Below are 21981 nucleotides of genomic sequence, written 5' to 3'. Positions count from 1 at the left end.
AGGGTCCGGGGCTCGGGGTCGGGACGACGGTGATCGGGCGACGGGGTCGGGACGGCGGTGATTGGTCCAGACCTTGACGGGCCCAGGTGATGGTTCTAGGTTCCACGGTCAGCTCCCCGGTTCACCCACCCGCCCGGCGTTCATGTGGGTGATCGGACCGGGGGATCACTGAGCCGTTCCTCACCGACCGGAAGGCACCCCCACATGCGCCCCGGACCCCTCGCCCGCGTCCTCGGACTCTCCGCCGCACTCGCCGCGCTCACCGCCGCGGCCCTCGTGGCACCGGCCTCCGCCCGGCAGGCCCCCGGCCCCGCCGCGCCACCGGCCGCGGCCCCCGTCGCCGCCGCGCCCGCGAACTTCACCCACCCCGGCGTCAACCTGAACACCGCCCAACTCGACTTCGTACGCGGCAAGGTGCAGGCCGGGGCGCAGCCCTGGAAGAGCGCGTACGACGCGATGGAAGCGAGCAGGTACGCCTCCCTCTCCCGTACCGCCAAGCCCCGCGCGGTCGTCGAGTGCGGCTCGTACTCCAACCCCAACAACGGCTGCACCGACGAGCGCGAGGACGCGATCGCCGCCTACACCGACGCGCTCGCCTGGTACATCACCCGCGACGACCGCTACGCGCAGAAGGCGATCCAGCTCATGGACGCCTGGTCGGCCACGCTCCAGGACCACACCAACAGCAACGCCCCGCTCCAGACGGGCTGGGCCGGCTCCTCCTGGCCCAAGGCCGCCGAGATCATCAAGCATGTGTACGGTAACTGGCCCAACTCCGGGCGGTTCGCGACGATGCTCCGCACCGTCTATCTGCCCGAGATCATCAACGGCTCCCACTCCAACGGGAACTGGGAGCTGACGATGATGGAGGCGGCCGTCTCCATCTCCGTCTTCCTGGACGACAAGGCGAGTTGGGACAAGGCGATCAACACCTATCTGGTCCGGGTGCCCGCCTACATCTATCTGGCCTCGGACGGCGACCTGCCCAGGACCGTGCCGAGCCAGAACCTCGACACCCGCGCGAAGATCGTCAGTTACTGGCAGGGCCAGTCCACCTTCGTCACCGGCCTCACCCAGGAGACCTGCCGCGACTTCGTCCACACCGGCTACGGCATCTCCTCCGTCGGCCATGTCTACGAGACGGCACGCCTCCAGGGCCAGGACCTGTTCCCGCAGGTCGGCGAGCGGCTGCGGCAGGCGCTGGGCTTCCAGTCGAAGTACGAGGTGCAGGCCGAGCCCGTACCGTCCTCGCTCTGCGGCGGCAGCGTGAACCGGGGCCTCGGGCCGGTCACCGAGGTCGGCTTCAACGCGCTGAACACCCGGCTGGGTTACGCGATGACCAACACGCAGCGCCTGACCGAACAGCAGCGCCCGGCGGGCACCAACAGCCTCTTCGTGGCCTGGGAGACGCTCACCAACGCGAGCAACCCCCACTGACGGGTCGGGCGTCTAGGAGCCCGAGGCCAGCGAGCGGAGATCGGTGTTGGCGCCGCAGAGCACCACGCACACCCGCTCGCCGGCCTCGGGTCGGTAGCCGTACCCCCCGTCCTCCCGACCGGAGACGAGCGCCGCCAGCGCCGTCGACGCCGCGTGCTCCACCGCGAGGCGGTGGTCCTGCCACAGGGCCTCGCGGGCGGCCGTGATCGCGGCGTCCGTCACCAGGACCGAGCGCACCCCCTCCCGCCCGGCGGTCTCCAGCGCCATCGCGGAGGCGCGGGAGGCGCCCAGCGAGTCCGACGCGACCGAGTCGACCGGGACGTCCACCACCCGGCCCGCCTCCAGCGCCGCGTTCAGCGCGCGGCAGTGCTCGGGCTCGACGGCGACGACCCGTACGCCGTGGTGGAGCGCGGCGGTGGCGACGCCCGTGAACAGGCCGCCGCCGCCCACCGACACCACCACCGTGTCCAGTTCGGGCAGCCGGTCGTGGATCTCCTCCATCAGGGTGCCCGCGCCGGCGGCGATCAGCGGATGGTCGTACGCGTGCGAGGAGAGCGCGCCCGTCGTGGCGCCGAACTCCGCGCACGCCGTCAGCGCCTCCCCGTACGTGGCCCCGGTCAGCCGCACGTCCGCGCCGTACGACCGGAGGCGGTCCACCTTCACCGGCGGGGCCGTCTCCGGCAGGAAGACCGTCGCCCGTACGCCCTGCTGCCGCGCCGCCCACGCGCACGCGAGCCCCGCGTTGCCGCCGGAGGCGATGGTCACGCCCGCGTCCGGCAGGGTGCCGGAGGCGCGGTGGGCGCGCAGGAAGTTCTGCGCGCCGCGCGCCTTGAAGCTGCCCGTGTACTGAAGGTGCTCCAGCGCCAGCCAGGTCCCCGCGCCGGGGTCCGCCGGTGCCAGGGACACGGGGCGTACGTGCCCGGTGACCCGGTCCACCGCCTGCTTGACGTCGTCGTAGGTGATCGTGGACATGTGCTGCTCCTGCCGACGGGGCGCGAGGGGCCGTGGGGGCGGAGGGGGTGGGAGGTTCCCGCCGCCGATCGATCGATACGCTGTACCGTACGCTGGCTCACATGCCCAGGCAATCCGCTTCCCTCGACGCCGCCACCCCCGAGCGCATCGCCGCCACCGCGCTGGCGATCATCGACACCGACGGCCCCGGCGCGCTGAGCTTCCGCACGCTGGCGGCCCGCCTCGGCGTCGCCCACGCCACCGTCCAGCGGCGCTGCGCCGACCTCGCCGGGCTGCTCGACCTGTGCGCCGACCACCTCGCCGCCGAACTCCCCGACCCGCCGCCCGGCACCGGCTGGGCCGAGGCGACCGAGACCCGCTTCCGGGCCCTGTACACGGCGCTGACCGCGCACCCCGGACTGCTCGCGCTGCGCGGCAGCCGACCGTGGCTCGGCCCCCGGCTGCTGGGCAGGCTGGTGGAGCCGCAGCTCGCCGACAGCGTCGCGGCGGGGATGACACCGGGCGAGGCGATGGCCGCGTACCGCAGGATGTATCTGCTCACGCTCGGCAGCGCGACCTTCGTCGACCACCGCGACCCCGCGGGGAGCGCGGCGCTGACCCGTAGGGCGCTGGCGGCGCTGGACCCCGAGGAGTTCCCCGTGCTGACCGGACATCTCCCGGAGATCCTGCCCGTCGTCGTGGACCACGAGGTCTACTACAGCGCCCTGCGCCAGCTCGTCGGGGCGGCCGACCCCGGGGCCCGCGGGAACGGGTGAAGCCGCCCGGGGCGGGGACGCCCCGGACGGCTTCCGGTGGAACGAGGGCTCAGACGGCGTGGCCGCTCACACGGTTCAGAACGTGAGCTTGAAGCTGTTCAGCCGGCCCGTGTCCTGCGACGCGACATCCTGGACCTTCAGCGTCCAGGTGCCGTTGGCCACCTCGGACGAGGCGTTGACGTAGTACGTCTCGATCACGTTGTCCGCCGAGTCGCCGCTGCTCGACGCCTTCAGCCGGTACGAGGTACCGCTCGGCCCCACCAGGTCGATGACCAGGTCGCCGCGCCAGGTGTGCGTGATGTTCACGTCGACCTGGAGGGAGGACGGGGCGTTGCCCGTGACGCCCGAGACGACGAGCGGCGAGGTGATCGCCGCGCCGTTGTCCGGGATGGCGATGGACGTCGTGGACTCGAACGCCTGGCCGGTGCCGCCGCCGCCCGGACGGGGACCGACCGCGATGCCGGCCCACGCGTTCTGCACGGCCGTGTACTCGGCGCTGGTCGTGCCGTACAGCTCACCGGCGACCGCGAGCGTGCCGGTGCGGGCCGCCGCGTAGTTGGTCGTGGAGGTGAACTTCGTGGCGAGCGCCTTGAACCAGATCTGCTCGGCCTTCTCCCGGCCGATACCGGTCACCGGCAGCCCGTCGGAGGTCGGCGAGTTGTACGAGACCCCGTTGATGGTCTTGGCGCCGCTGCCCTCGGAGAGCAGGTAGAAGAAGTGGTTCGCCGGGCCCGAGGAGTAGTGGACGTCGACCCCGCCGATGCCGGAGTACCAGTAGTCCTTGGACGCGCCGTCCTTGCTCGGCTGGTCCATGTAGCGCAGCGGTGTGCCGTTGCCGTTGATGTTGATCTTCTCGCCGACGAGGTAGTCGCCCGGGTCGTTCGGGTTGTTGGCGTAGAACTCGACGGCCGCCGCGAAGATGTCGGAGGTGGCCTCGTTCAGACCGCCGGACTCGCCGCTGTAGATCAGGCCCGCCGTGTTGGCGGTGACGCCGTGCGACATCTCGTGGGCCGCCACGTCGATCGAGGTCAGCGGCCTGGCGTTGCCGGAACCGTCGCCGTACGTCATGCAGAAGCAGGAGTCCTGCCAGAAGGCGTTGACGTAGCCGCTGCTGTAGTGGACGCGGGAGTACGCGCCGACACCGTCACCGCGGATGCCGGTGCGGCCGTGCACGTTCTTGAAGTAGTCCCAGGTCTCGGCGGCCCCGTACGCGGCGTCGGCGCCCGCCGTCTCCAGGTTGGCCGGCAGCCCGTTGCCCCAGACGTCGGTGGAGTTGGAGAAGAGCGTCCCGGTGCCCGACGTACCGCGGTTCAGGTTGTACGTACGGTGGTTGCCGCGGCCCCCGTCGGTGAGGTTGTACGTCGAGCCCGACGCGGTGGAGCCGAGGGTGACCTGGCCGCTGTACTGGGAGTTGCCCACACCGTTCTTGACGGCCTGCCACTCGTACAGCTTCTTGCCGGAGGCCGCGTCGGTGACGACGTGCAGCTCGTTCGGGGTGCCGTCGTGCTGGAGACCGCCGACCACCGTCTCGTAGGCGAGCGTGGGGGAGCCCTGCGCCATCCACACCACCTGGCGCGGCGCGCGCTCGGCCTCGGCCTTCTTCGAACCCTCGGCCGCGGCGGCGCTCAGCGCCTGCTTCTCGGCGGCCGCGGGCGCGACCTCCGCCGTGGTGGCGACGTTGGTGAGCGCCGCCTTGGACGCCTTGCTCACCGACCGCGTCGCGCCCGCCTTCGACGTGGCGACGACGAGGTCACCGCCGAGGACCGGCAGCCCCCGGAAGGTGCGCTCGTACCGGGTGTGCGTGGTGCCGTCGACGTCCTGGACGACATCGCGTACGACCAGCTTCTCCTGGGCGCCGAGGCCGAGTTCCCCGGCGGTCTCCGTCTTGGCCGCGTCGGCGTCCCGCAGCAGCGCGGCGCGCTGGGCGGGGGAGAGCGAGCGCGGCAGCCCACCGGGGTCGGCCTTGCCCGCGACCGGCGCGGCGGGCGCGCCGTCCGGCTGCGCGACGGCGGTGCCGGCCTGCACGCCGACGGTGAGAAGGGCTGCTGCGGCGATCAGTGCGCCGGTGGCGGTGGCGCGCCGGCGGGGTCTGTGCGTGGGTCTCACGCGAACTCCTTCTGCGAGGGGGGACCGGGCGGCTCGGTGGGACACCCGGACAGTGCACGCGGAGCTGGGTGGAGCCTGGGAGCCTGGTGGCGCTCGGTCGGGCTCGGTGGTGCGGAGAACGGGGGAAGAGTCGCAGCAGGGGCGCGTATCTGTCAGGGGCGCGTCAAAAAGTTGGCCGGAATTCGTTCGCTGCCCGAAATTGCCTGTTCGTTAAGCGGACGTTTCACCGATCATCGGGACGCCGTGGCCAGGCGTTCGTCCGGGCATGGCCGTGTGAACGGAAGGTCAACCGGACCAGGGCGGCCGTCCGCCCGGATCCGGTGGCAGTGTGGCGCGTTCCCGGCGTGTCGCCGGGGGAGATGTCCTCGCGGGCGGACCGGCTCAGACCGCCGTGCTCCGCGCGGTGGTCCTGGACGGGGGCGCGGGCGTCGCGGACTCCGGCAGCCCGGTCCTCCCGGCCGTCCCCACCGGCTCCGGTCCCTGCCGGGCCCAGCGGGACGCGACGACCGCGCACACCATCAACTGCATTTGGTGGTAGAGCATCAGCGGCAGGATCACCGGCCCGGCGGACGGGCCGAACAGCACGGCCGCCATGGGCAGTCCCGTCGCGAGGCTCTTGTTGGAGCCGCAGAAGACGATGGCGATCCGGTCCTCCCGGTCGAAGCCGAGGCGCCGCGCCGCGTACGCGGTCGTCGCGAGCGCCAGCGCCAGCAGCGCCGCCACCACACTCACCAGGCCGGTCAGCCGCGCCGGGGTGATCTGCTGCCAGATGTTCCCGGCCATGCCCTGGCTGAAGGCGGTGTAGACGACGAGCAGGATGGAGCCGCGGTCCAGCAGCGCGAGCCCCTTCCTGTGGCGCCCCACGAACCCGCCGATCCAGCGCCGCAGCACCTGACCGGCGAGGAACGGCAGCAGCAACTGGACGGCGACGGCGAGCAGCCGCTCCGCCGAGAAGCCGACGGTGGAGCCGATCAGCCACGCGGCGAGCAGCGGCGTGGCGACCATCCCGGCCAGGCTGGAGTACGTACCCGCGCAGATGGCGGCCGGCACATTGCCCCGGGCGGTGGAGGTCAGCGCGATCGAGGACTGGACGGTCGAGGGGACGACGCAGAGGAAGAGCAGCCCGATGTGGAGCTGCTCGCTGAGCAGATACGGTACGACGCCGCCCGCGGCCACACCGAGCAGCGGGAAGAGCGCGAACGTGCTCGCGCCGACGACGAGATGGAGCTTCCACCGGCGCAGCCCGTCCAGGGCCTCGCGGGTGGAGAGCCGCGCCCCGTACAGGAAGAAGAGCAGCCCGATCGCGAGATCGGCGGCATCCCCGACGACCACGGCGGCGACGCCGGTCGCGGGCAGCAGGGCCGCGAGGGCGACCGTACCGAGGAGGGCGGCCACATAGGGGTCGACCGCCTTCCTCAGCCGGCCCGGCCAGGACGCCGGCCGGGGCTCCTGTGTCACATCAATCACCTTCGCCGTCGTCGCCTTGCCATGGGGGGTGGCCGATCTGCGGGATCCACCCGAGGAGGGAGGGTGCGGGGGCGGCGGCCCGCGCGGGGGGAGCGGGCCGGGCCGCCGGGGGAGGCGCGGCCTGGTCCTGCGGGGGCGCCGCCGTGGCCGGGGGCGCCGGTGCCGGTGCGGGCGCCGGTCCGGGGTCGGGCGTGGGCGCGGGGCCGGACGGTGCGGTGGGCGGGGGTGCCGGTGCGGGCGCCGGGGCCGGGGCGGGTGCGGGTGCCGCCACCGGTGCCGGTGCGGGTGCCGGAGCGGTGCCGGTGTCCCCGGTCCTCACGTCGATCGCGCCGCCGCCCCCGTCGTGGTCGCTGCCCGCCGTCCCCTTGCTGCTGATCAGCGTGTTGAGCGTGCGGTCCACCTCCAGCCAGGAGTCGGCGTGCGAGTTGTCGATCACGATGAGCCCGACGTTCCGTCCGGCGACGGGGCCGCTCGTCGGCGCCTCGTCGTCCGCCAGGGCGACGGAGGCGCCGCACAGGATGCTCGCGCTCGCGACGGCGACGACGCCCGCGGCGGAGCCGAGCGCCGTACGCGGTCCGCCGGTGGTGCTCCGGTGCCGGCCGGTGCCGGCCCGGAAAAGGTTCGACGACACGGGAGTTCGGCAGCCTCGCTCAGACGGTGACGGGAACCGGTACGGAATCGCGGAGGTCGTGGTGCCTGCTGATGTTCTTCTCCAGCAGTTCCGTGGCCCCCTTCACTCCGATGGCGCCGGTTTCCCGGGTGTCGGGCAGCCGCCCGTCCTCCATCTTCAGATCGATGAGCGCGCTGTCGATCGCACCGTGCGCCGCGAAAAGACACGGCGTGCTGTAGATGGCGACGTCGACGCCGAGTTCCGACAGTTCGGTGAGCGAGAGCCGCGGGGACTTTCCGCCCGCGATCTGGTTGAACAGCAGCGGCTTGTCGCCGACGACGGAACGGATCTTCCGGATCCATTCCACGCTGCGCACCCCGTCGACGAGGACGACGTCCGCGTCGGTCTCCGCCAGCGCCTGGGCCCGCCGTACGATCTCCGCCTCCTCCGTGGCGTCCGTACGGGCCACCACGAGCAGGTCCTCCCGGCTGCGCAGCACCAGGTCCAGCTTGGCCAGGTACTCCTCCAGCGGCAGGATCAGCTTGCCGTCCGCGTGCCCGCAGCGGCGGGGGCGCTTCTGGTCCTCCAGGATCACCCCGGACGCCCCGGCGCGCTCCAGCCGCTGGACGACGTGGCAGGCGACCTCGGGGTCCACGTAGCCGTCGTCGATGTCCACCAGCATGTGGTGCTTGGGGAAGGCCAGCCGGAGCCGTTCGGCGAAGGCCACCATGTCGGGCCACGCGATGTATCCGATGTCCGGGAGCCCGTAGTGCGAGGCGGCGAACCCGAATCCGGAGACGAAGAAACCGTTGTAGTGCTGGGCCGCGATGGAGGCCGAGTACATGTCGTAAATACCGATGAGCGGTGTGGTGCGAGGTGATTGGACCGCTTCTCGCAGGGCGTTGCCGTAGCGCATGGCTCTCCTCTGTCCGGAATCGGATTCCTCGACGGATTCCGGGACGGGGTGTGTGGGGGATTACGGGAGAACATTTACAGAAGACAAAGAGCTGGTAACGCGACACACCGGAGTATTCCCCGGTTTGGCAAAATTTGCTTATCCGTCCTGTCCGGATCCGATTGCACCGATCAGGTCGGTTGGGCCGATGGGCCCCGGAATGGGTCCTGGGGCCCATGACGTGTTCCGGTCAGCGGTTGTACGCTCCCCCGCAACGGGGGGTGGGGCGAGGTGCGCCACCATGAACGGCCCTTTTCTCAGGGCAGTTTGAGGTCTGACATGTCTTTCCATGGTGGTGTTCGACAGGTACCGGGTGCTCCGCCGGGTCCGCGGCCGATGCCCGGTCAGCTCGTGGCGGCGCGCCTGCTGGTGAACGTCCTCTTCGGCGCGACGCTGCTCGGCGGTCTCGGGATCTTCCTGACCGCCGTCACGCTCGGCGCGGTGGACGGCACGCTGATCGGGGCGGTCGGGTACGCGGCCGTGCCCGGTGTGGCCGGCTGGCTGCTGGCGCGGCAGGCGCCGGCCGGCGGGATCAGGGTCTGGTGGGGGCTGGTCGCCGTCCAGGTGTGGCTGGTCCTCGGCGCTCTCTTCACCATCGGTGACGGTTCGGGCCGTGGCTTCACCCAGCTCCTGCTGCCCGTGGTGATCCTGGCGCTGCTGAGCCGGGTGCGGAGCCGCGAGTGGTTCGCGCTCGCGGAGCACGAGCGGGCCGGGAGCCCGCCGTTCTCCCTCTCCCACATGATCAGGTGGCGGCGCGACCGCGGGCAGACCGCGCTGGAGTACCTCGGCCTCGTGCTCGTCGTGGTGGCGGTCGTCGGGGGCCTGGTGCTCGGGGCCACGCGGATCGGCGGCGGGGTCCAGGCCCGTATCTGCTCGGTCCTCGACCTCTCCTGCGCGTCGGAGGGCACGGGCGGGGACGACACGATCGAGGCCCACGGAGCCGAGGGCGACGAGGGGGATCCGGGGGGCGCCACCGGCGGAACAAGGGGCGCCACCGGCGGTACGGGGGGCGGCACCGGCGGTACGGAGGGCGCCACGGGCGGTACGGGGGGCGGCACCGGCGGAACAGGCGGCACCGGGGGTACCGGCGGCACCTCCGGGGGTACGGCCGACGTGCCCGTCGGCTCCGACGGCGACGAGGCGGGCGACCCCACCGACCCGTACGAGCCCGTCTTCGCGCCCGGTGAGGAGAACCGGGACGGCGGGGGCGGTGACGACGGTGACCAGAAGCCCGACTGCTCGGGCTTCTGGGGATGCGCCTGGGACTACTCCGGACAGGTCCTCGAAGGGCTGTTCGTCGACGGGATCTGGGGCGATGTCACCGACCTGTTCGACACGGTCGTCCACCCGGTCGACACGTTCAACGGCATCCTCGACTACGGCAGGTCGCTCGGCGACACATGGTCCGAGGACTCCGAGGACGCCTCCGGCAAGTGGGGCGACGGCGACTACCTCGGCGCGCTGGGCGACTGGGCCGGCGCCTCGCTCAAGACCGGCGGCACGGTCCTGGACGACATGTTCATCGGGGACGACGTCCGCGAGACCTGGAACCGGGGCGAGAAGACCCAGGCCGTCACCAACGTCGTCTGGAACATCGGTTCGCTCTTCATCCCCGGCTACGACGCCGCCAAGGTCGCCGGGAAGACCAGCAGACTCGGCAAGCTGGGCAAGCTGACCCAGGCCATCGCGGACGGCGCCGAGAAGGCCAAGGGCGCCGCGAACGCGGCCCGCAGGGCGGCGGGCCTCGGCGACTCCAAGGCCGCGCGCGAAGCGGCCGACGAGGCCCGGCGCCACGCCGACGAGGCGGAGAGGAAGGCCGAGGAGAAGGGCGCTTGCAGCATCGCGCTGGGCGGCGCGCGGCTCGTACCGTACGGGGGCGGCCCGTCCGGTGGTCCGTACGGCGGCCCGGCCGGTGTGGCCGGCTCCGGCACCGGGGTCCTCGCCGCGCCCCGCGCCTCCGTACCGCTGATCGTCCTCGCGGAGGGCAGCGGCCCGAAGCGGTGCGAGGGCGCCGAGGCGGACGACGCGCGCGACGCGCGGAAGGAGGCCGACGACGCGGACCGGGCCGCCGACGGCGCCGAACTCGGTGACGCGGCCGACCGGGCGAAGCGGACCATCCTGGACGCGCGGGACAAGCAGAAGACGCCCAGGAACGAGCGCTTCACCCTCAACGAGGGCGCGGTCGACAAGCTCACCGCGAAGGCGAAGGACACCCCGGACCTCCGGCGCGGGGAGTTCGGCAAGGACGAGCTGGCCGCCGCCCTGAACGACCTCTCCGACATGCTCGGGACCAAGGGCATCGACAACCAGAGCCGCGGTGCGCTCGGCGCGACCGTACTGAAGGCCAACGACCGCCACCAGCTCGCCGAGGCCATGGCCGAGGTCCGCGCGGCGCGGCGCGCCGCCGACCTGGAGGCCGCGCCCGGGACCAAGGTGTACGCGGCCGTCGGCAAGGAGAAGGGGCGCCAGTCGGTGGACTTCGGGGACGGCACCACCGCCGACCTGACGGGCATCGACGACGCCGACGTCGTCTACAGGGGCAAGGACGGCACCGTCAACGTCGTCGAGGTCAAGAACACCGCCAACGCCACCACCCAGGCATCCCTGGGCGCCCAGGCGAAGAAGCTCGGCGAATGGGCCAGGGAGGAGGGGGCGAACCCGCCACGGGCGGCACGGTACGAGATCCAGACCGGCAAGGACTGGGACAAGATCTTCAACACCTTCCAGAAGGACAAGAAGACGGGCACCATCCCGGAGGGCACCCCCGCACGGACCCTCGCGGAGAACGGCCTCGGGGCGAGGATCGCCGGACAGGACCTCACCCCCGAGCAGCTCACCGGCCTCGACGCCGCCTGGAACGCGAAGAGCCCGGCGGAGAAGCAGGCCGCGCGCGACTCGGGCAGGATGAAGGATCCCAAGAGCGCGATGGAATACCTGGGAGTGTCATGACGACGGCGAACGACGGAGGGGACGGCGGGGCTCCGCTGCTCCCCGAGGCGGTACGGGCCCTTCCGTACTCCTGGGGCACCGGCTACGTCTGGCCGCCCGAGACCGAGGAGAGCCCCGGGACCCTGGCGCTCGCCCGCGCCGTCCTGGAGGGCTGCCTCCCGGCCGGCCGCCTCGCCACGCCGGAACCGCCCCCCGAGGTCCGCGCGAAACACCTCGGCGAGGGGGAGGAACTGCCCGACTGGATCGAGGCCAGGAGCGTGCTGCGGTCCCTCATGCCGTACGCGCGCGACGTGACCCGGGAACGGATGGCCGAGGCCGAGGCGCGGTGCGCGCGGGCGGGCCTGGACACCACCGACTTCACCGAGCGGTGGACCCGCCGTATCTCCGCCTGGATCGCGCAGGAGGTGCTGCGCTGGTGCGGCCTGATGGTCGACGACACCGGCGCGCTCAGCCCCTGGGCGACCGACCTCGCGGAGCGGTACGCCCACCGCGGCATGGCCGCCGAACAGGCCGTGTGGCTGCTCCGCCTCACCCCCGAACTGCCGGGCAGCCACGCGGCGCTGGCCCGGCTGGCCCAGGACGCGGAGCTGCCGTCCGAGGTGCGGGAGCTGGCCGCGGCGGCGGTCACCGGCCCGGCGGAGGGGAACTGACGCCCGCCCGGCGGTCCCGCTGGGGCCCGGCGCGCGTCACGCGCCCGCGGCGACGGCTTTCAGTTCGGCCAGCGAGTCCCGGATCAGTTCCCGGAGGTCCGGCCGGCCGCTTCCCTCGATCCAGCGTTCGAAGGCGACCTTGAAGACGGCGGTGCCCGCCTCGGCCGCGAGGCTCGCGCCCGGGTCGCCGACGCCGCGCCCGCGCAGGGTCCCGGCGAGCGCGGCGGAGAGGGACGCGAGTTTGATCAGCTCACGCTCCCGGAGTTCGGGGTGGGCGGCGATGACGGCGTGACGCCGCAGGGCGCTCGCGCGGCGCTCCTCGAAGAGGTCCCCGGTGGCTTCCAGCGCGGCGCAGACCGCGTCGATCGGCGCGACGGAGCCGGGGACACGGGTGAGCGCGTCCACGACGAACTCCTCCAGCGCCCTCGCACCCGCGAACAGGACCTCGCGCTTGTCGGCGTAGTGCCGGAAGAACGTCCGCTCGGTGAGCCCCGCCCGCTGGGCGATCTCCGCCACCGTCGTCTGCTCGAAGCCGCGCTCCCCGTAGAGCTCCAGCGCGGCCTGTTCGATCCGCCCGCGCGCGTTGGGCTCCCATCGGCTCATGGCCCGATCCTACGCGAGGACAGTGACTGTCATCCCGGCGGGCCGGGCCGCCCCCCGTCGCCCCGCCGCGCTCACGCCAGGCTGTCGCGCCACGCGCGGTGGAGGCCCGCGAAGCGGCCCGTGCCCGCGATCAGCTCGGCCGGGGCGCCGTCCTCCACGATGCGGCCGTCCTCCATCACCAGGACCCGGTCCGCGATCTCGACCGTCGACAGCCGGTGGGCGATCACCACCGCCGTACGGCCGTGCAGCACCGTGTCCATCGCGCGCTGCACCGCACGCTCGCCCGGGATGTCCAGCGAACTGGTCGCCTCGTCCAGGATCAGCACCGCCGGGTCCGCGAGCAGCGCGCGGGCGAACGCGACCAACTGACGCTGGCCCGCCGAGATCCGGCCGCCCCGCTTCCGTACGTCCGTGTCGTAGCCGTTCGGCAGACCGCTGATGAAGTCGTGCGCGCCGATCGCCTTCGCCGCCGCCTCGATCTCCGCGCGGCCGGCGTCCGGGCTGCCGATGGCGATGTTCTCCGCGACCGTGCCGGAGAAGAGGAACGCCTCCTGGGTCACCATCACCACCCCGCGCCGCAGCTCGGGGGTGTCCAGCTCGCGCAGATCCACGCCGTCCAGCAGGATCCGTCCCTCCGTCGGGTCGTAGAACCGGGCCAGCAGCTTCGCCAGGGTGGACTTGCCCGCGCCCGTCGAGCCGACGACCGCGACCGTCTGGCCCGCCGGGATGGTCAGATCGAAGCGGGGCAGCACCTCGCCGCCCGTGCGGTACGCGAACCGCACCCCCTCGAACACGGCCGCCCGGCCGGGGAATCCGCGCTCCGTCGCGGGCAGCTCCCTCGGCCGCTCCGCCTCGGGCACGGACGGCGTCTGGGTCAGCAGTCCCGCGATCTTCTCCATGGAGGCGGCGGCCGACTGGTACGAGTTGAGGAACATCCCGAGCCGGTCGATCGGGTCGTACAGCCGCCGCAGATAGAGCGCCACCGCCGCGAGCACCCCGAGCGGCAGGGAACCCTCCGCCACCCGGTAGGCGCCCCAGAGGACGATCCCGGCGACGGCCGTGTTCGCGACCAGCCGGGAGCCGGTCACATAGCGGGCCATCTCCAGGATCGCGTCGCCGTTGCTCCGCTCGTGACGGTGGTTGAGCGCCCGGAAGTCCGCGTCGTTGGCCCGCTCGCGGCGGAACGCCTGCACCGGCCGGATGCCGTTCATCGTCTCCGCGAACTTCACGATGACGGCCGCGATCGCGGTGGAGCGCCGGGAGTAGGCCAGGGCGGCCCGCCGCTGGTAGAGCCGTACCAGCAGGAAGAGCGGGACGAAGGACGCCACCGCCAGCGCGCCCAGACCCAGGTCCAGATAGAGCAGCATCGCGGAGATGTAGACGAACGCGAGGACCACGCCGATGAGCTCCTGAAGGCCCTCGCTCAGCAGCTCGCGCAGCGACTCCACGTCCGTGGTCGAGCGGGAGATCAGCCGCCCCGACGTGTACCGCTCGTGGAAGTCGACGCTCAGCGCCTGCGCGTGACGGAAGATCCGGCCGCGCAGATCGAGGAGCACGTCCTGGTTGATCCGCGCGGAGGCCCGGATGAACGCGTACTGGAGGGCGCCCGACCCCACCGAACAGATCAGATAGCCCGCCCCGACCGCGTACAGCGGCCCGTACTCCCCGTCGCGGAACGCGGGCACGCCCCGGTCGATGGCGTACGCGACGATCAGCGGCCCGGCCTGCATCGCGGCCTGCTGGAGCAGCAGGAGCAGCGCGGCCACCACCACCCGCGCGCGCCGGGGGCGCAACAGCGAGCGCAGCAGCGCGCCGGTGGCACCCGGGGGCGTGGGCAGCGCGTCCTTCCCGAAGGGATCGTCCGGGCCCGCTCCTCCGTCCTGGCCGGCCGTGTCGCTCCGGCCCGATCCCTCCGGGCCGGAAGGGCCTGAGGGGCCCGAGGGGTCTGACAGATCGGACGCGGGCCCCGGCGGGGACGGTGACGGGGGCGCCTCGACCTCGTCCAGGGGTACGGACCGGACGGCGCCCGCTTCCCAGCGCGCCTCCCGCTCCGGCTCCGGGCCGTGCGCGTCCGTCGTGGTCGACGTCGTCATCGGACACTCTCCTCAACGGGCTCCGGCACGGGCTCCGACGCCCCCGACATCAGCCACGCGTACTCCGTGCTGCCGCGCAGCAGCTCCTGATGCGTCCCCACGGCGGCGATCCGGCCGCCGGAGATCAGCGCCACCCGGTCGGCGAGCAGCACCGTCGACGGCCGGTGCGCCACGACCAGCGCCGTCGTCCCGCGCAGCACGCGCCGCAGCGCCGCCTCCACCCGCGCCTCGGTGTGCACGTCCAGCGCGGAGAGCGGGTCGTCCAGGACCAGGAAGCGCGGCCGTCCCGCCACCGCCCTGGCCAGCGCGAGCCGTTGGCGCTGGCCGCCGGAGAGGCTGTGGCCCTGCTCGCCCACCTCGGTCTCCGTCCCGTGCGGCAGCGCCCCGACGAAGTCGGCCTGGGCCACCTCCAGCGCGCGCGGCAGCGCGTCCTCCCCGGCGTCCGCCGCGCCCATCAGCACGTTCTCCCCGACGGTGGCGGAGAAGAGCGTGGGCTCCTCGAAGGCCACGGAGACCAGCTCCCGCAGCCGTCGCCGGGGCAGCTCCGTGATGTCCTGCCCGTCCAGCGTGATCCGCCCGGCCGTCGCCTCGTGCAGCCGGGGCACGAGCGCGGTCAGGGTCGTCTTGCCCGACCCCGTGGCGCCGACCAGCGCCATCGTCTCGCCGTGCCGGATGTGCAGATCGATCCGGTCGAGGACGGGCACCGAGTCCGCCGCCGCGTCGGGGTAGCGGAACGCGACGCCCTCGAAGCGCAGCCCGCCGCCGGCGTCCTCCGGATCCGTGGCTTCCGCCCCCGCGCCGTCGCTTCCCGCTTCCCGGTCGCGCGTCGTCCCCTCGGCCTCCGCCTCCTCCCGTACGTCCATCACCTCGAAGTACCGGTCGGTGGCGGTCGCCGACTCCTGGCTCATCGCCAGCAGGAACCCGATCGACTCCACCGGCCAGCGCAGCGCCAGGGCCGTCGACAGGAACGCCACCAGCGTGCCCGCCGAGAGCCCGCCGTCCGCCACCTGGACCGTGCCCAGCACCAGCGCCGCACCGATCGCCAGTTCGGGAACGGTCATGATCACGGCCCAGATGCCCGCCAGCAGCCGCGCCTTGCCCAGCTCCGTCGTGCGCAGCCGCCGTGTCAGCTCGCGGAAGGCCAGCGCCTGGCTGCGGTGGCGGCCGAACCCCTTGATGATCCGGATGCCGAGCACGCTCTCCTCGACCACCGTCGTCAGATCGCCGACCTGGTCCTGTGCCTTCCGCGCCACCAGCGAGTACCGCGTCTCGAAGAGCGAGCAGACGATCATCAGCGGGACCACGGGCATCAGCAGCACCAGACCCAGCGACCAGTCCTGGAGCATCAGAATGACGAAACCGATCAGGATCGTCGCCCCGTTGACCAGCAGGAACGTCAGCGGGAACGCCAGGAACATCCGCAGCAGCATCAGATCCGTCGTGCCGCGCGACAGCAACTGGCCCGAGGGCCACCGGTCGTGGAAGGCCACCGGCAGCCGCTGGAGGTGGCGGTAGAGGTCGGCGCGCATCGCCGCCTCGACACCCGCCAGCGGCCGGGCGACCAGCCACCGCCGCAGCCCGAACAGCAGCGCCTCCGCGACCCCCAGCGCCAGCAGCGCCAGCGCGCCGAGCCAGACCCCGCCGGGGTCCCGGTCCTTGACCGGGCCGTCCACCATCCACTTCAGGACGAGCGGCATCACCAGCCCCAGGCACGACGCGACGATCGCGACGACCGCCGCGGTGACCAGACGCCTGCGCACCGGCCGTACGTACGGCCACAGCCGCAACAGCGAACGGACGGAGGAGGACCGCTCCCCGGGGCTTTCCCCGGGCCGGTCCTTGGCGGGTGCATCTGTCTCGGTCATCAGAGCGAGCCTACGGTCCGCCACTGACAACGCTCATGTGGTTTTCCTGCCACTCTCGTCCGGTCGTACCAGCGCATCAACTGATCGGATGACGGCAGGCCGGACGCGGTGGCCGATGGTACGCACCCCCGCCGCCGCGCTCCCCCCACCGCGTCCCGGCCCGCCGTCCGGACGACCGTCGTGGACAGAACGGCTCCCCGTGTCGAGCGGCCGGCCCGCCGCCGGTCAGGCGACCACCCGGAAGAGCAGCACCGCCCGCGCCGGGACCCGGACCACCGCACCGCCCTTGTGCACCGTGCCCGGCGCCGCCCGCTGGTCCGTCCGCGCCGTGTCCACCACCAGCTCGTACGCGCCCGCCCAGGGCGGTCCCGGCAGCGTGAAGTCCACCGGTCGCGCACCGGCGTGCAGGACCGTCAGGAAGCTGTCGTCGGTGATCTTCTCGCCGAGGGCGTCCCGCCCCGGGATGTCGCGCCCCGAGAGGAAGAGCCCGAGGGTCGACGCCGGGGCGTACCAGTCCGCCTCCGTCATCTCCGCGCCGTACGGGGTGAACCACGCCAGGTCCCGCAGCCCGTCCGGGGCCTGACGGCGCCCGGAGAAGAAAGCGCGACGGCGCAGGACCGGGTGGGCGCGGCGCAGGGCGAGCAGCCGGACGGTCAGCCGGTGCAGCCCCAGCGGCCCGTTCTCCGTGGGGTCCGCGCCGTCCGGGGCGTCGGTGCCGGCGGTGCCGTCAGCGCCGCCGGCGGGCTTCTCGTCGAGCAGCGACCAGTCGACCCAGCTCACCTCGTTGTCCTGGCAGTACGCGTTGTTGTTGCCGCCCTGGGTACGGCCCATCTCGTCGCCCGCGACCAGCATCGGCACCCCCGTCGACACCAGCAGCGTGGTCAGCAGGTTCCTGAGCTGGCGCCATCGCAGGGCGTCGACGGCGGGGTCGTCGCTCCCGCCCTCGGCCCCGCAGTTCCAGGACCGGTTGTCGTCGGTGCCGTCCCGGTTGCCCTCCCCGTTCGCCTCGTTGTGCTTGCGTTCGTACGACACCAGGTCGCGCAGCGTGAAGCCGTCGTGCGCGGTGATGAAGTTGACGGAGGCGTACGGCCGCCGGCCGCCCCACGCGTACAGGTCGCTGGAGCCGGAGAGCCGGTAGCCGAGGTCCCGTACATCGGGCAGGGCGCCGCGCCAGAAGTCCCGTACGGCGTCCCGGTAGCGGTCGTTCCACTCCGCCCACAGCGGCGGGAACGCCCCCACCTGGTAGCCGCCGCTGCCCACGTCCCACGGTTCGGCGATCAGCTTCACCCGGCGCAGCACCGGGTCCTGCGCGATCACCGCGAGGAACGGCGAGAGCATGTCCACGTCGTGCATGGAGCGGGCGAGCGCCGCCGCCAGGTCGAAGCGGAAGCCGTCCACGCCCATCTCCGTCACCCAGTAGCGCAGCGAGTCGGTGATGAGCCGCAGCACATGCGGCTGGACCACGTGCAGGGTGTTCCCGCAGCCCGTGTAGTCGGTGTACCTGCGGGCGTCGGCGGGCAGCCGGTAGTAGCCGCGGTTGTCGATGCCGCGCAGGGAGAGCGTGGGCCCGTGCTCGCCGGCCTCCGCCGTGTGGTTGTAGACCACGTCGAGGATGACCTCTATCCCCGCCGCGTGCAGCGCGCGCACCATCTCCTTGAATTCCTCGACCTGCTGGCCGCGCGTGCCGGTGGCCGCGTACCCGGCGTGCGGGGCGAAGTAGCCGACGGAGTTGTAGCCCCAGTAGTTGCGCCGTCCGCGCCGCAGGAGGTGGTCCTCGTGCGCGAACTGGTGGACCGGCAGCAGCTCGACCGCGGTCACCCCCAGACGCCGGAGATGGCCGATCGCCGCCGGGTGCGCGAGCCCCGCGTACGTGCCGCGCAGCTTCTCCGGGATCCCCGGATGGAGCTGGGTGAAGCCCCGTACGTGCAGCTCGTAGATGACGGAGTCGGCCAGCGGCGTCTTGGGCCGCCGGTCGTCCGTCCAGCCGTCGTCGGGCGCGTCGTCGTGGACGACGACCCCCTTGGGGACGTACGGGGCGGAGTCGCGGTCGTCGCGCACGGTGTCGGCGACCTGCGGCTGCGGCCAGTCCCGTACATGACCGTAGACCTCGGGGGGCAGCTCGAACTCTCCGTCGACGGCGCGCGCGTACGGGTCCAGCAGCAGCTTCGCCGGGTTCCAGCGCGCCCCCGTCCAGGGGTCCCAGCGGCCGTGGACCCGGAATCCGTACCGCTGCCCGGGGTGCACGCCGGGCACGAAGCCGTGCCAGATCTCATGGGTCAGCTCGGTCAGCGGCAGCCGGGTCTCGGCGCCGCGGTCGTCGTACAGACAGACCTCGACCGCCTCGGCGCCGCCCGCCCACAGCGCGAAGTTGGTGCCCGCCACACCGTCGGGGGCCACCCGGTAGCGGGCCCCGAGCGGGGTCGCCGAGCCCGGCCTGACGACGGGCGCGGGGGCGCCGGGCGGCTCCCCCGTCGCGGCGTGCCCGGTGGCGTGTTCCTGGTCGACTGTCTCCTGCTCGGCTGCGCTCGCCACTGACCGGCCTCCCGCGGCTCATGGGCCCCGCTCCCCGGCGCGCACGGCGTCCCGGCCGTGGGCTGCTCCTCGCGGTGGTCCTCCCCCTGTTCTGCCCCCAAGAGGCCCCGCCCTCACGTTTCCCCGGGAGGGGGGTGGTCGTTGGGCGGTCATGAGAAACATGACAAAGCGGGCAGGGGTCTATCGGGCGGCCCTGCTGACGCGGGCCGGACTGATCGCCGCGCTGACCGCTCTCGCGGGCCTGACCGGGTGCGCCGGCGGCCCGGCCGCCCTGCTGGAGAGCAAGGCGGGGACCTCCGCCGACACCATCACCGTCACCCCCGCCGACGGCGCGAAGGGGGTCGTGCGGACGGACCGGATCCAGGTGGGCGTCCCGGACGGCCGGCTCGAACGGGTGAAGGTGACCCAGGTGGAGGACGCGCGGCCGGCCGAACTGCCGGGGCGGCTCTCCGCGGACGGCCGTACCTGGACCCCGAGCGCCGGCGCGGTCGTCGCCCTCGCGGCCAGGTACCGCGTGGACGCGGTCGCCGTGGACGGCGCCGGGCGCCGCTCGACGCGCCACACCACCTTCACCACGGCGGTGCCCGAGAACCGGTTCACCGCCTACTTCTCGCCGGAGAACCGCGCGACCGTCGGTACCGGAATGATCATCTCCGTCGACTTCAACCGGGAGGTCCGGGACCGCGCCGCCGTCCAGCGCGCCATCACGGTCACCTCGGACCCGCCGGTGGAGGTGGCGGCCCACTGGTTCGGCCGGGACCGGCTCGACTTCCGCCCGCGCGAGTACTGGCAGCCGGGCACCGAGGTCACCGTCGAACTGGCGCTGCGGGACGTCCAGGCGGCGCCCGGGGTGTTCGGCATGCAGCACAGGACCGTCGGCTTCACGGTGGGCCGCTCACAGGTCTCGCTGGTCGACGCGGAGGAGCACACCATGGAGGTACGGCGCGACGGCGAGCCGCTGTCGACGCTGCCGATCACCGCGGGCGACGCCAAGAACCCCACCTACAACGGGAAGATGGTGGTCACGGAGTTGCACGACGTGACCCGGATGAACGGCGGATCGGTCGGGTTCGGTGCCGAGTACGACATCAAGGACGTCCCGCACGCGATCAGGCTGACCACCACGGGCACGTTCCTGCACGGCAACTACTGGGAGTCCCGTTCCACGTTCGGCTCCGAGAACGTCAGCCACGGGTGCGTGGGGCTGCGCGACGCCAAGGGAGGTGACCCCGACTCACCGGCCGGCTGGTTCTTCGAGCGGACCCTGGTCGGCGATGTGGTGGAGGTGGTCAACTCCCGTGACCGTACGGTCGCTCCGGACAACGGCCTCGGTGGCTGGAACATGGAGTGGAACAAGTGGAAGGCGGGCTCCGCGGTCCGCTGACGCCCCCGGGCTCCCGCCGCGCGGGACCACACCGTCACCACGCCCCGCCGCGGGCTCCGTCCGCCCCTCCGTACCCTCGCCGCCGCCCCTCGCGCGCCCGTCCGCCGGCCCCGTACACCTGCCGGCCCGGCCCCGTACCACCGCCATGACCTGGGCCGTCCCCGCCTGTTGGGACGGAATGGTGACATAAGAGAGATCTAGGTCCCGCTCGCCGTGTGATTATCTATCGGCATGCGCGTGCACTCGACGCGCGGGGGTGCGGGCCGTGGCGGGGCCAGGCCGCGCGAGGGGAGACGACCATGGTGAACAGGGCGCCGATATCGGCCACATCGAGCATGTCCGGCCGGGGCCGCGGGCACGGGAGCACGGGGCCGCTCGCGCTGCTGCTGGGAGCGCTGCTTCTGCTGGTGACGGCGTGCGGCGGCGGCTCCGGTACCGGCGACGAGGGGAAGAGCGGCGGTAAGGGCGCGGCGGAGGTGAAGAACGCCGCCTCCGTCGCGGTGGTGACGATCGAACCCAAGGACGGCGCCAAGTCCGTGGGCACCATGGGCGCGCTGAAGGTCTCCGCGGCCAAGGGCAAGCTGACCACCGTCACCGTCCAGGACGACAAGGGCGAACCGGTCGAGGGCAAGCTCTCGGCCGGCGGCGCCGCCTGGGAACCGCTCCAGCACCTCGCGTCCGGCACCCGGTACAAGGTGCACGCGATCGCCGAGGACGCCGACGGGCGCGCGTCCGCGAAGGACACCACGTTCACCACGCTCGTCCCGGAGAACACCTTCATCGGCACCTACACGCCCGAGGACGGTTCCACGGTCGGCGTCGGCATGCCGGTCTCGATCAACTTCACGCGGGGCATCACCGAGCCCGAGGCCGTGGAGAAGGCCATCACGGTGACGGCCGAGCCGTCCGTCCCCGTCGAGGGCCACTGGTTCGGCAACGACCGGCTCGACTTCCGCCCCGAGAAGTACTGGGCGCCGGGCACGAAGGTGACCGTCAAGCTCAACCTGGACGGCGTCGAGGGCCGGCCCGGGGTCTACGGCAAGCAGGCCAAGACCGTGTCGTTCACCATCGGGCGCAGCCAGGTCTCGACCGTCGACGCGAGCGCCAAGACGATGAAGGTCGTCCGGGACGGCAAGCTGATCAAGACCATCCCGATCACCGCGGGCGCCCCGTCGACCACCACGTACAACGGCCAGATGGTCATCAGCGAGAAGTACGCGGTGACCCGGATGAACGGTGCCACGGTCGGCTTCGGCGGTGAGTACGACATCAAGGACGTGCCGCACGCGATGCGCCTGTCCACCTCGGGCACCTTCATGCACGGCAACTACTGGGCCTCCGCGGGCACCTTCGGCTCGGCGAACGTCAGCCACGGCTGCGTCGGACTGCGGGACCTGCGGGGCGGCGGGAACAACGGCACCCCGTCGGCGTGGATGTACAACTCCTCGATCATCGGCGACGTGGTCGTCGTGAAGAACTCGAAGGACAAGCAGATCGCCCCGGACAACGGCCTAAACGGCTGGAACATGTCCTGGTCGGAGTGGACCGCCTAACCCCCGGCCACCGGAGCCCCCGGGCCCGGGGGGGGGGGGGCCCCCCCCCC

At 72.6% G+C, this 21981-nt stretch carries 15 protein-coding genes; 6 read left to right on the top strand and 9 right to left on the bottom strand.

The window, feature by feature from the left end:
- The first annotated feature begins 204 nt into the window (after positions 1 to 204).
- The gene (locus tag ACFXPK_RS07410) at positions 205 to 1437 is read left to right on the top strand and encodes an alginate lyase family protein (RefSeq protein ID WP_385072677.1); all 1233 of its coding nucleotides are present in this window, start codon (positions 205 to 207) and stop codon (positions 1435 to 1437) included.
- 12 nt (positions 1438 to 1449) lie between these two features.
- On the opposite strand, the gene ACFXPK_RS07405 is transcribed toward ACFXPK_RS07410, so the two are convergent.
- Positions 1450 to 2409, bottom strand: a complete 960-nt coding sequence (locus ACFXPK_RS07405) for a threonine/serine dehydratase (protein WP_384998746.1) — start codon at positions 2407 to 2409, stop codon at positions 1450 to 1452.
- A gap of 101 nt (positions 2410 to 2510) precedes the next feature.
- On the opposite strand from ACFXPK_RS07405, the gene ACFXPK_RS07400 reads away from it, so the two are divergent.
- Entirely contained in the window at positions 2511 to 3164 is a 654-nt protein-coding gene (locus ACFXPK_RS07400; RefSeq protein ID WP_384998749.1) for a TetR/AcrR family transcriptional regulator, read from the top strand.
- Between the two features lie 75 nt (positions 3165 to 3239).
- Here ACFXPK_RS07400 and ACFXPK_RS07395 read toward each other — a convergent pair whose 3' ends face one another.
- From ACFXPK_RS07395 to ACFXPK_RS07380, 4 genes are all read right to left on the bottom strand, one after another.
- Positions 3240 to 5270, bottom strand: coding sequence for a M4 family metallopeptidase (locus ACFXPK_RS07395; protein ID WP_384998752.1), 2031 nt, complete (start codon positions 5268 to 5270; stop codon positions 3240 to 3242).
- Positions 5271 to 5651: 381 nt separating this feature from the next.
- Positions 5652 to 6737 carry a bile acid:sodium symporter family protein gene (locus tag ACFXPK_RS07390; protein ID WP_385072672.1) on the bottom strand — a complete coding sequence of 362 codons (1086 nt, stop codon included), beginning with the start codon at positions 6735 to 6737 and terminating at the stop codon, positions 5652 to 5654.
- Positions 6730 to 7368 (bottom strand): hypothetical protein, encoded by a 639-nt coding sequence (locus ACFXPK_RS07385; protein WP_385072668.1) that lies wholly within the window; start codon positions 7366 to 7368, stop codon positions 6730 to 6732. The genes ACFXPK_RS07390 and ACFXPK_RS07385 overlap by 8 nt, the downstream gene beginning before the upstream one ends.
- A 19-nt stretch (positions 7369 to 7387) precedes the next feature.
- Positions 7388 to 8263 (bottom strand): oxaloacetate decarboxylase, encoded by an 876-nt coding sequence (locus tag ACFXPK_RS07380; RefSeq protein ID WP_385005781.1) that lies wholly within the window; start codon positions 8261 to 8263, stop codon positions 7388 to 7390.
- 375 nt (positions 8264 to 8638) lie between these two features.
- Here ACFXPK_RS07380 and ACFXPK_RS07375 point away from each other — a divergent pair, with 375 nt between their 5' ends.
- Both ACFXPK_RS07375 and ACFXPK_RS07370 read left to right on the top strand, forming a co-directional pair.
- Positions 8639 to 11251 carry a Yip1 family protein gene (locus ACFXPK_RS07375; protein WP_385072665.1) on the top strand — a complete coding sequence of 871 codons (2613 nt, stop codon included), beginning with the start codon at positions 8639 to 8641 and terminating at the stop codon, positions 11249 to 11251.
- Positions 11248 to 11901: a hypothetical protein gene (locus tag ACFXPK_RS07370; RefSeq protein WP_385072662.1), complete on the top strand. Its 654-nt coding sequence runs from the start codon at positions 11248 to 11250 to the stop codon at positions 11899 to 11901. Before ACFXPK_RS07375 ends, ACFXPK_RS07370 begins: the two co-directional genes overlap by 4 nt.
- A 36-nt stretch (positions 11902 to 11937) precedes the next feature.
- Here ACFXPK_RS07370 and ACFXPK_RS07365 read toward each other — a convergent pair whose 3' ends face one another.
- From ACFXPK_RS07365 to glgX, 4 genes are all read right to left on the bottom strand, one after another.
- Positions 11938 to 12504 carry a TetR family transcriptional regulator gene (locus ACFXPK_RS07365; RefSeq protein ID WP_385005787.1) on the bottom strand — a complete coding sequence of 189 codons (567 nt, stop codon included), beginning with the start codon at positions 12502 to 12504 and terminating at the stop codon, positions 11938 to 11940.
- Positions 12505 to 12575: 71 nt separating this feature from the next.
- Positions 12576 to 14597: an ABC transporter ATP-binding protein gene (locus ACFXPK_RS07360; RefSeq protein ID WP_385072659.1), complete on the bottom strand. Its 2022-nt coding sequence runs from the start codon at positions 14595 to 14597 to the stop codon at positions 12576 to 12578.
- Positions 14594 to 16462: an ABC transporter ATP-binding protein gene (locus ACFXPK_RS07355; protein ID WP_385072656.1), complete on the bottom strand. Its 1869-nt coding sequence runs from the start codon at positions 16460 to 16462 to the stop codon at positions 14594 to 14596. Before ACFXPK_RS07355 ends, ACFXPK_RS07360 begins: the two co-directional genes overlap by 4 nt.
- 225 nt (positions 16463 to 16687) lie before the next feature.
- On the bottom strand, positions 16688 to 18994 hold the full coding sequence (gene glgX, locus ACFXPK_RS07350; protein WP_385072653.1) for a glycogen debranching protein GlgX: 2307 nt from the start codon (positions 18992 to 18994) through the stop codon (positions 16688 to 16690).
- A 151-nt stretch (positions 18995 to 19145) separates the two neighbouring features.
- Between glgX and ACFXPK_RS07345 the strand changes: the two genes are divergently transcribed.
- Together ACFXPK_RS07345 and ACFXPK_RS07340 are read left to right on the top strand one after the other, a co-directional pair.
- Positions 19146 to 20378: an Ig-like domain-containing protein gene (locus ACFXPK_RS07345; RefSeq protein ID WP_385072650.1), complete on the top strand. Its 1233-nt coding sequence runs from the start codon at positions 19146 to 19148 to the stop codon at positions 20376 to 20378.
- A 302-nt stretch (positions 20379 to 20680) separates the two neighbouring features.
- Positions 20681 to 21931, top strand: a complete 1251-nt coding sequence (locus ACFXPK_RS07340; protein ID WP_385072792.1) for an Ig-like domain-containing protein — start codon at positions 20681 to 20683, stop codon at positions 21929 to 21931.
- The last annotated feature ends 50 nt before the right edge of the window (positions 21932 to 21981 follow it).

The sequence above is a fragment of the Streptomyces sp. NPDC059142 genome, from assembly GCF_042755665.1.
Taxonomy (GTDB): Bacteria; Actinomycetota; Actinomycetes; order Streptomycetales; family Streptomycetaceae; genus Streptomyces.
This window is presented reverse-complemented; position numbering and strand designations above follow the sequence as displayed.

Excerpts from the sequence above, each read along its gene's own strand:
- ACFXPK_RS07370 (WP_385072662.1), top strand. The coding sequence starts at position 11,248 with ATGACGACGGCGAACGACGGAGGGGACGGCGGGGCTCCGCTGCTCCCC.
- ACFXPK_RS07410 (WP_385072677.1), top strand. The coding sequence starts at position 205 with ATGCGCCCCGGACCCCTCGCCCGCGTCCTCGGACTCTCCGCCGCACTC.
- ACFXPK_RS07380 (WP_385005781.1), bottom strand. The coding sequence starts at position 8,263 with ATGCGCTACGGCAACGCCCTGCGAGAAGCGGTCCAATCACCTCGCACC.
- ACFXPK_RS07355 (WP_385072656.1), bottom strand. The coding sequence starts at position 16,462 with ATGACCGAGACAGATGCACCCGCCAAGGACCGGCCCGGGGAAAGCCCC.
- ACFXPK_RS07375 (WP_385072665.1), top strand. The coding sequence starts at position 8,639 with ATGCCCGGTCAGCTCGTGGCGGCGCGCCTGCTGGTGAACGTCCTCTTC.
- ACFXPK_RS07345 (WP_385072650.1), top strand. The coding sequence starts at position 19,146 with ATGAGAAACATGACAAAGCGGGCAGGGGTCTATCGGGCGGCCCTGCTG.
- ACFXPK_RS07365 (WP_385005787.1), bottom strand. The coding sequence starts at position 12,504 with ATGAGCCGATGGGAGCCCAACGCGCGCGGGCGGATCGAACAGGCCGCG.
- ACFXPK_RS07405 (WP_384998746.1), bottom strand. The coding sequence starts at position 2,409 with ATGTCCACGATCACCTACGACGACGTCAAGCAGGCGGTGGACCGGGTC.
- ACFXPK_RS07400 (WP_384998749.1), top strand. The coding sequence starts at position 2,511 with ATGCCCAGGCAATCCGCTTCCCTCGACGCCGCCACCCCCGAGCGCATC.
- ACFXPK_RS07360 (WP_385072659.1), bottom strand. The coding sequence starts at position 14,597 with ATGACGACGTCGACCACGACGGACGCGCACGGCCCGGAGCCGGAGCGG.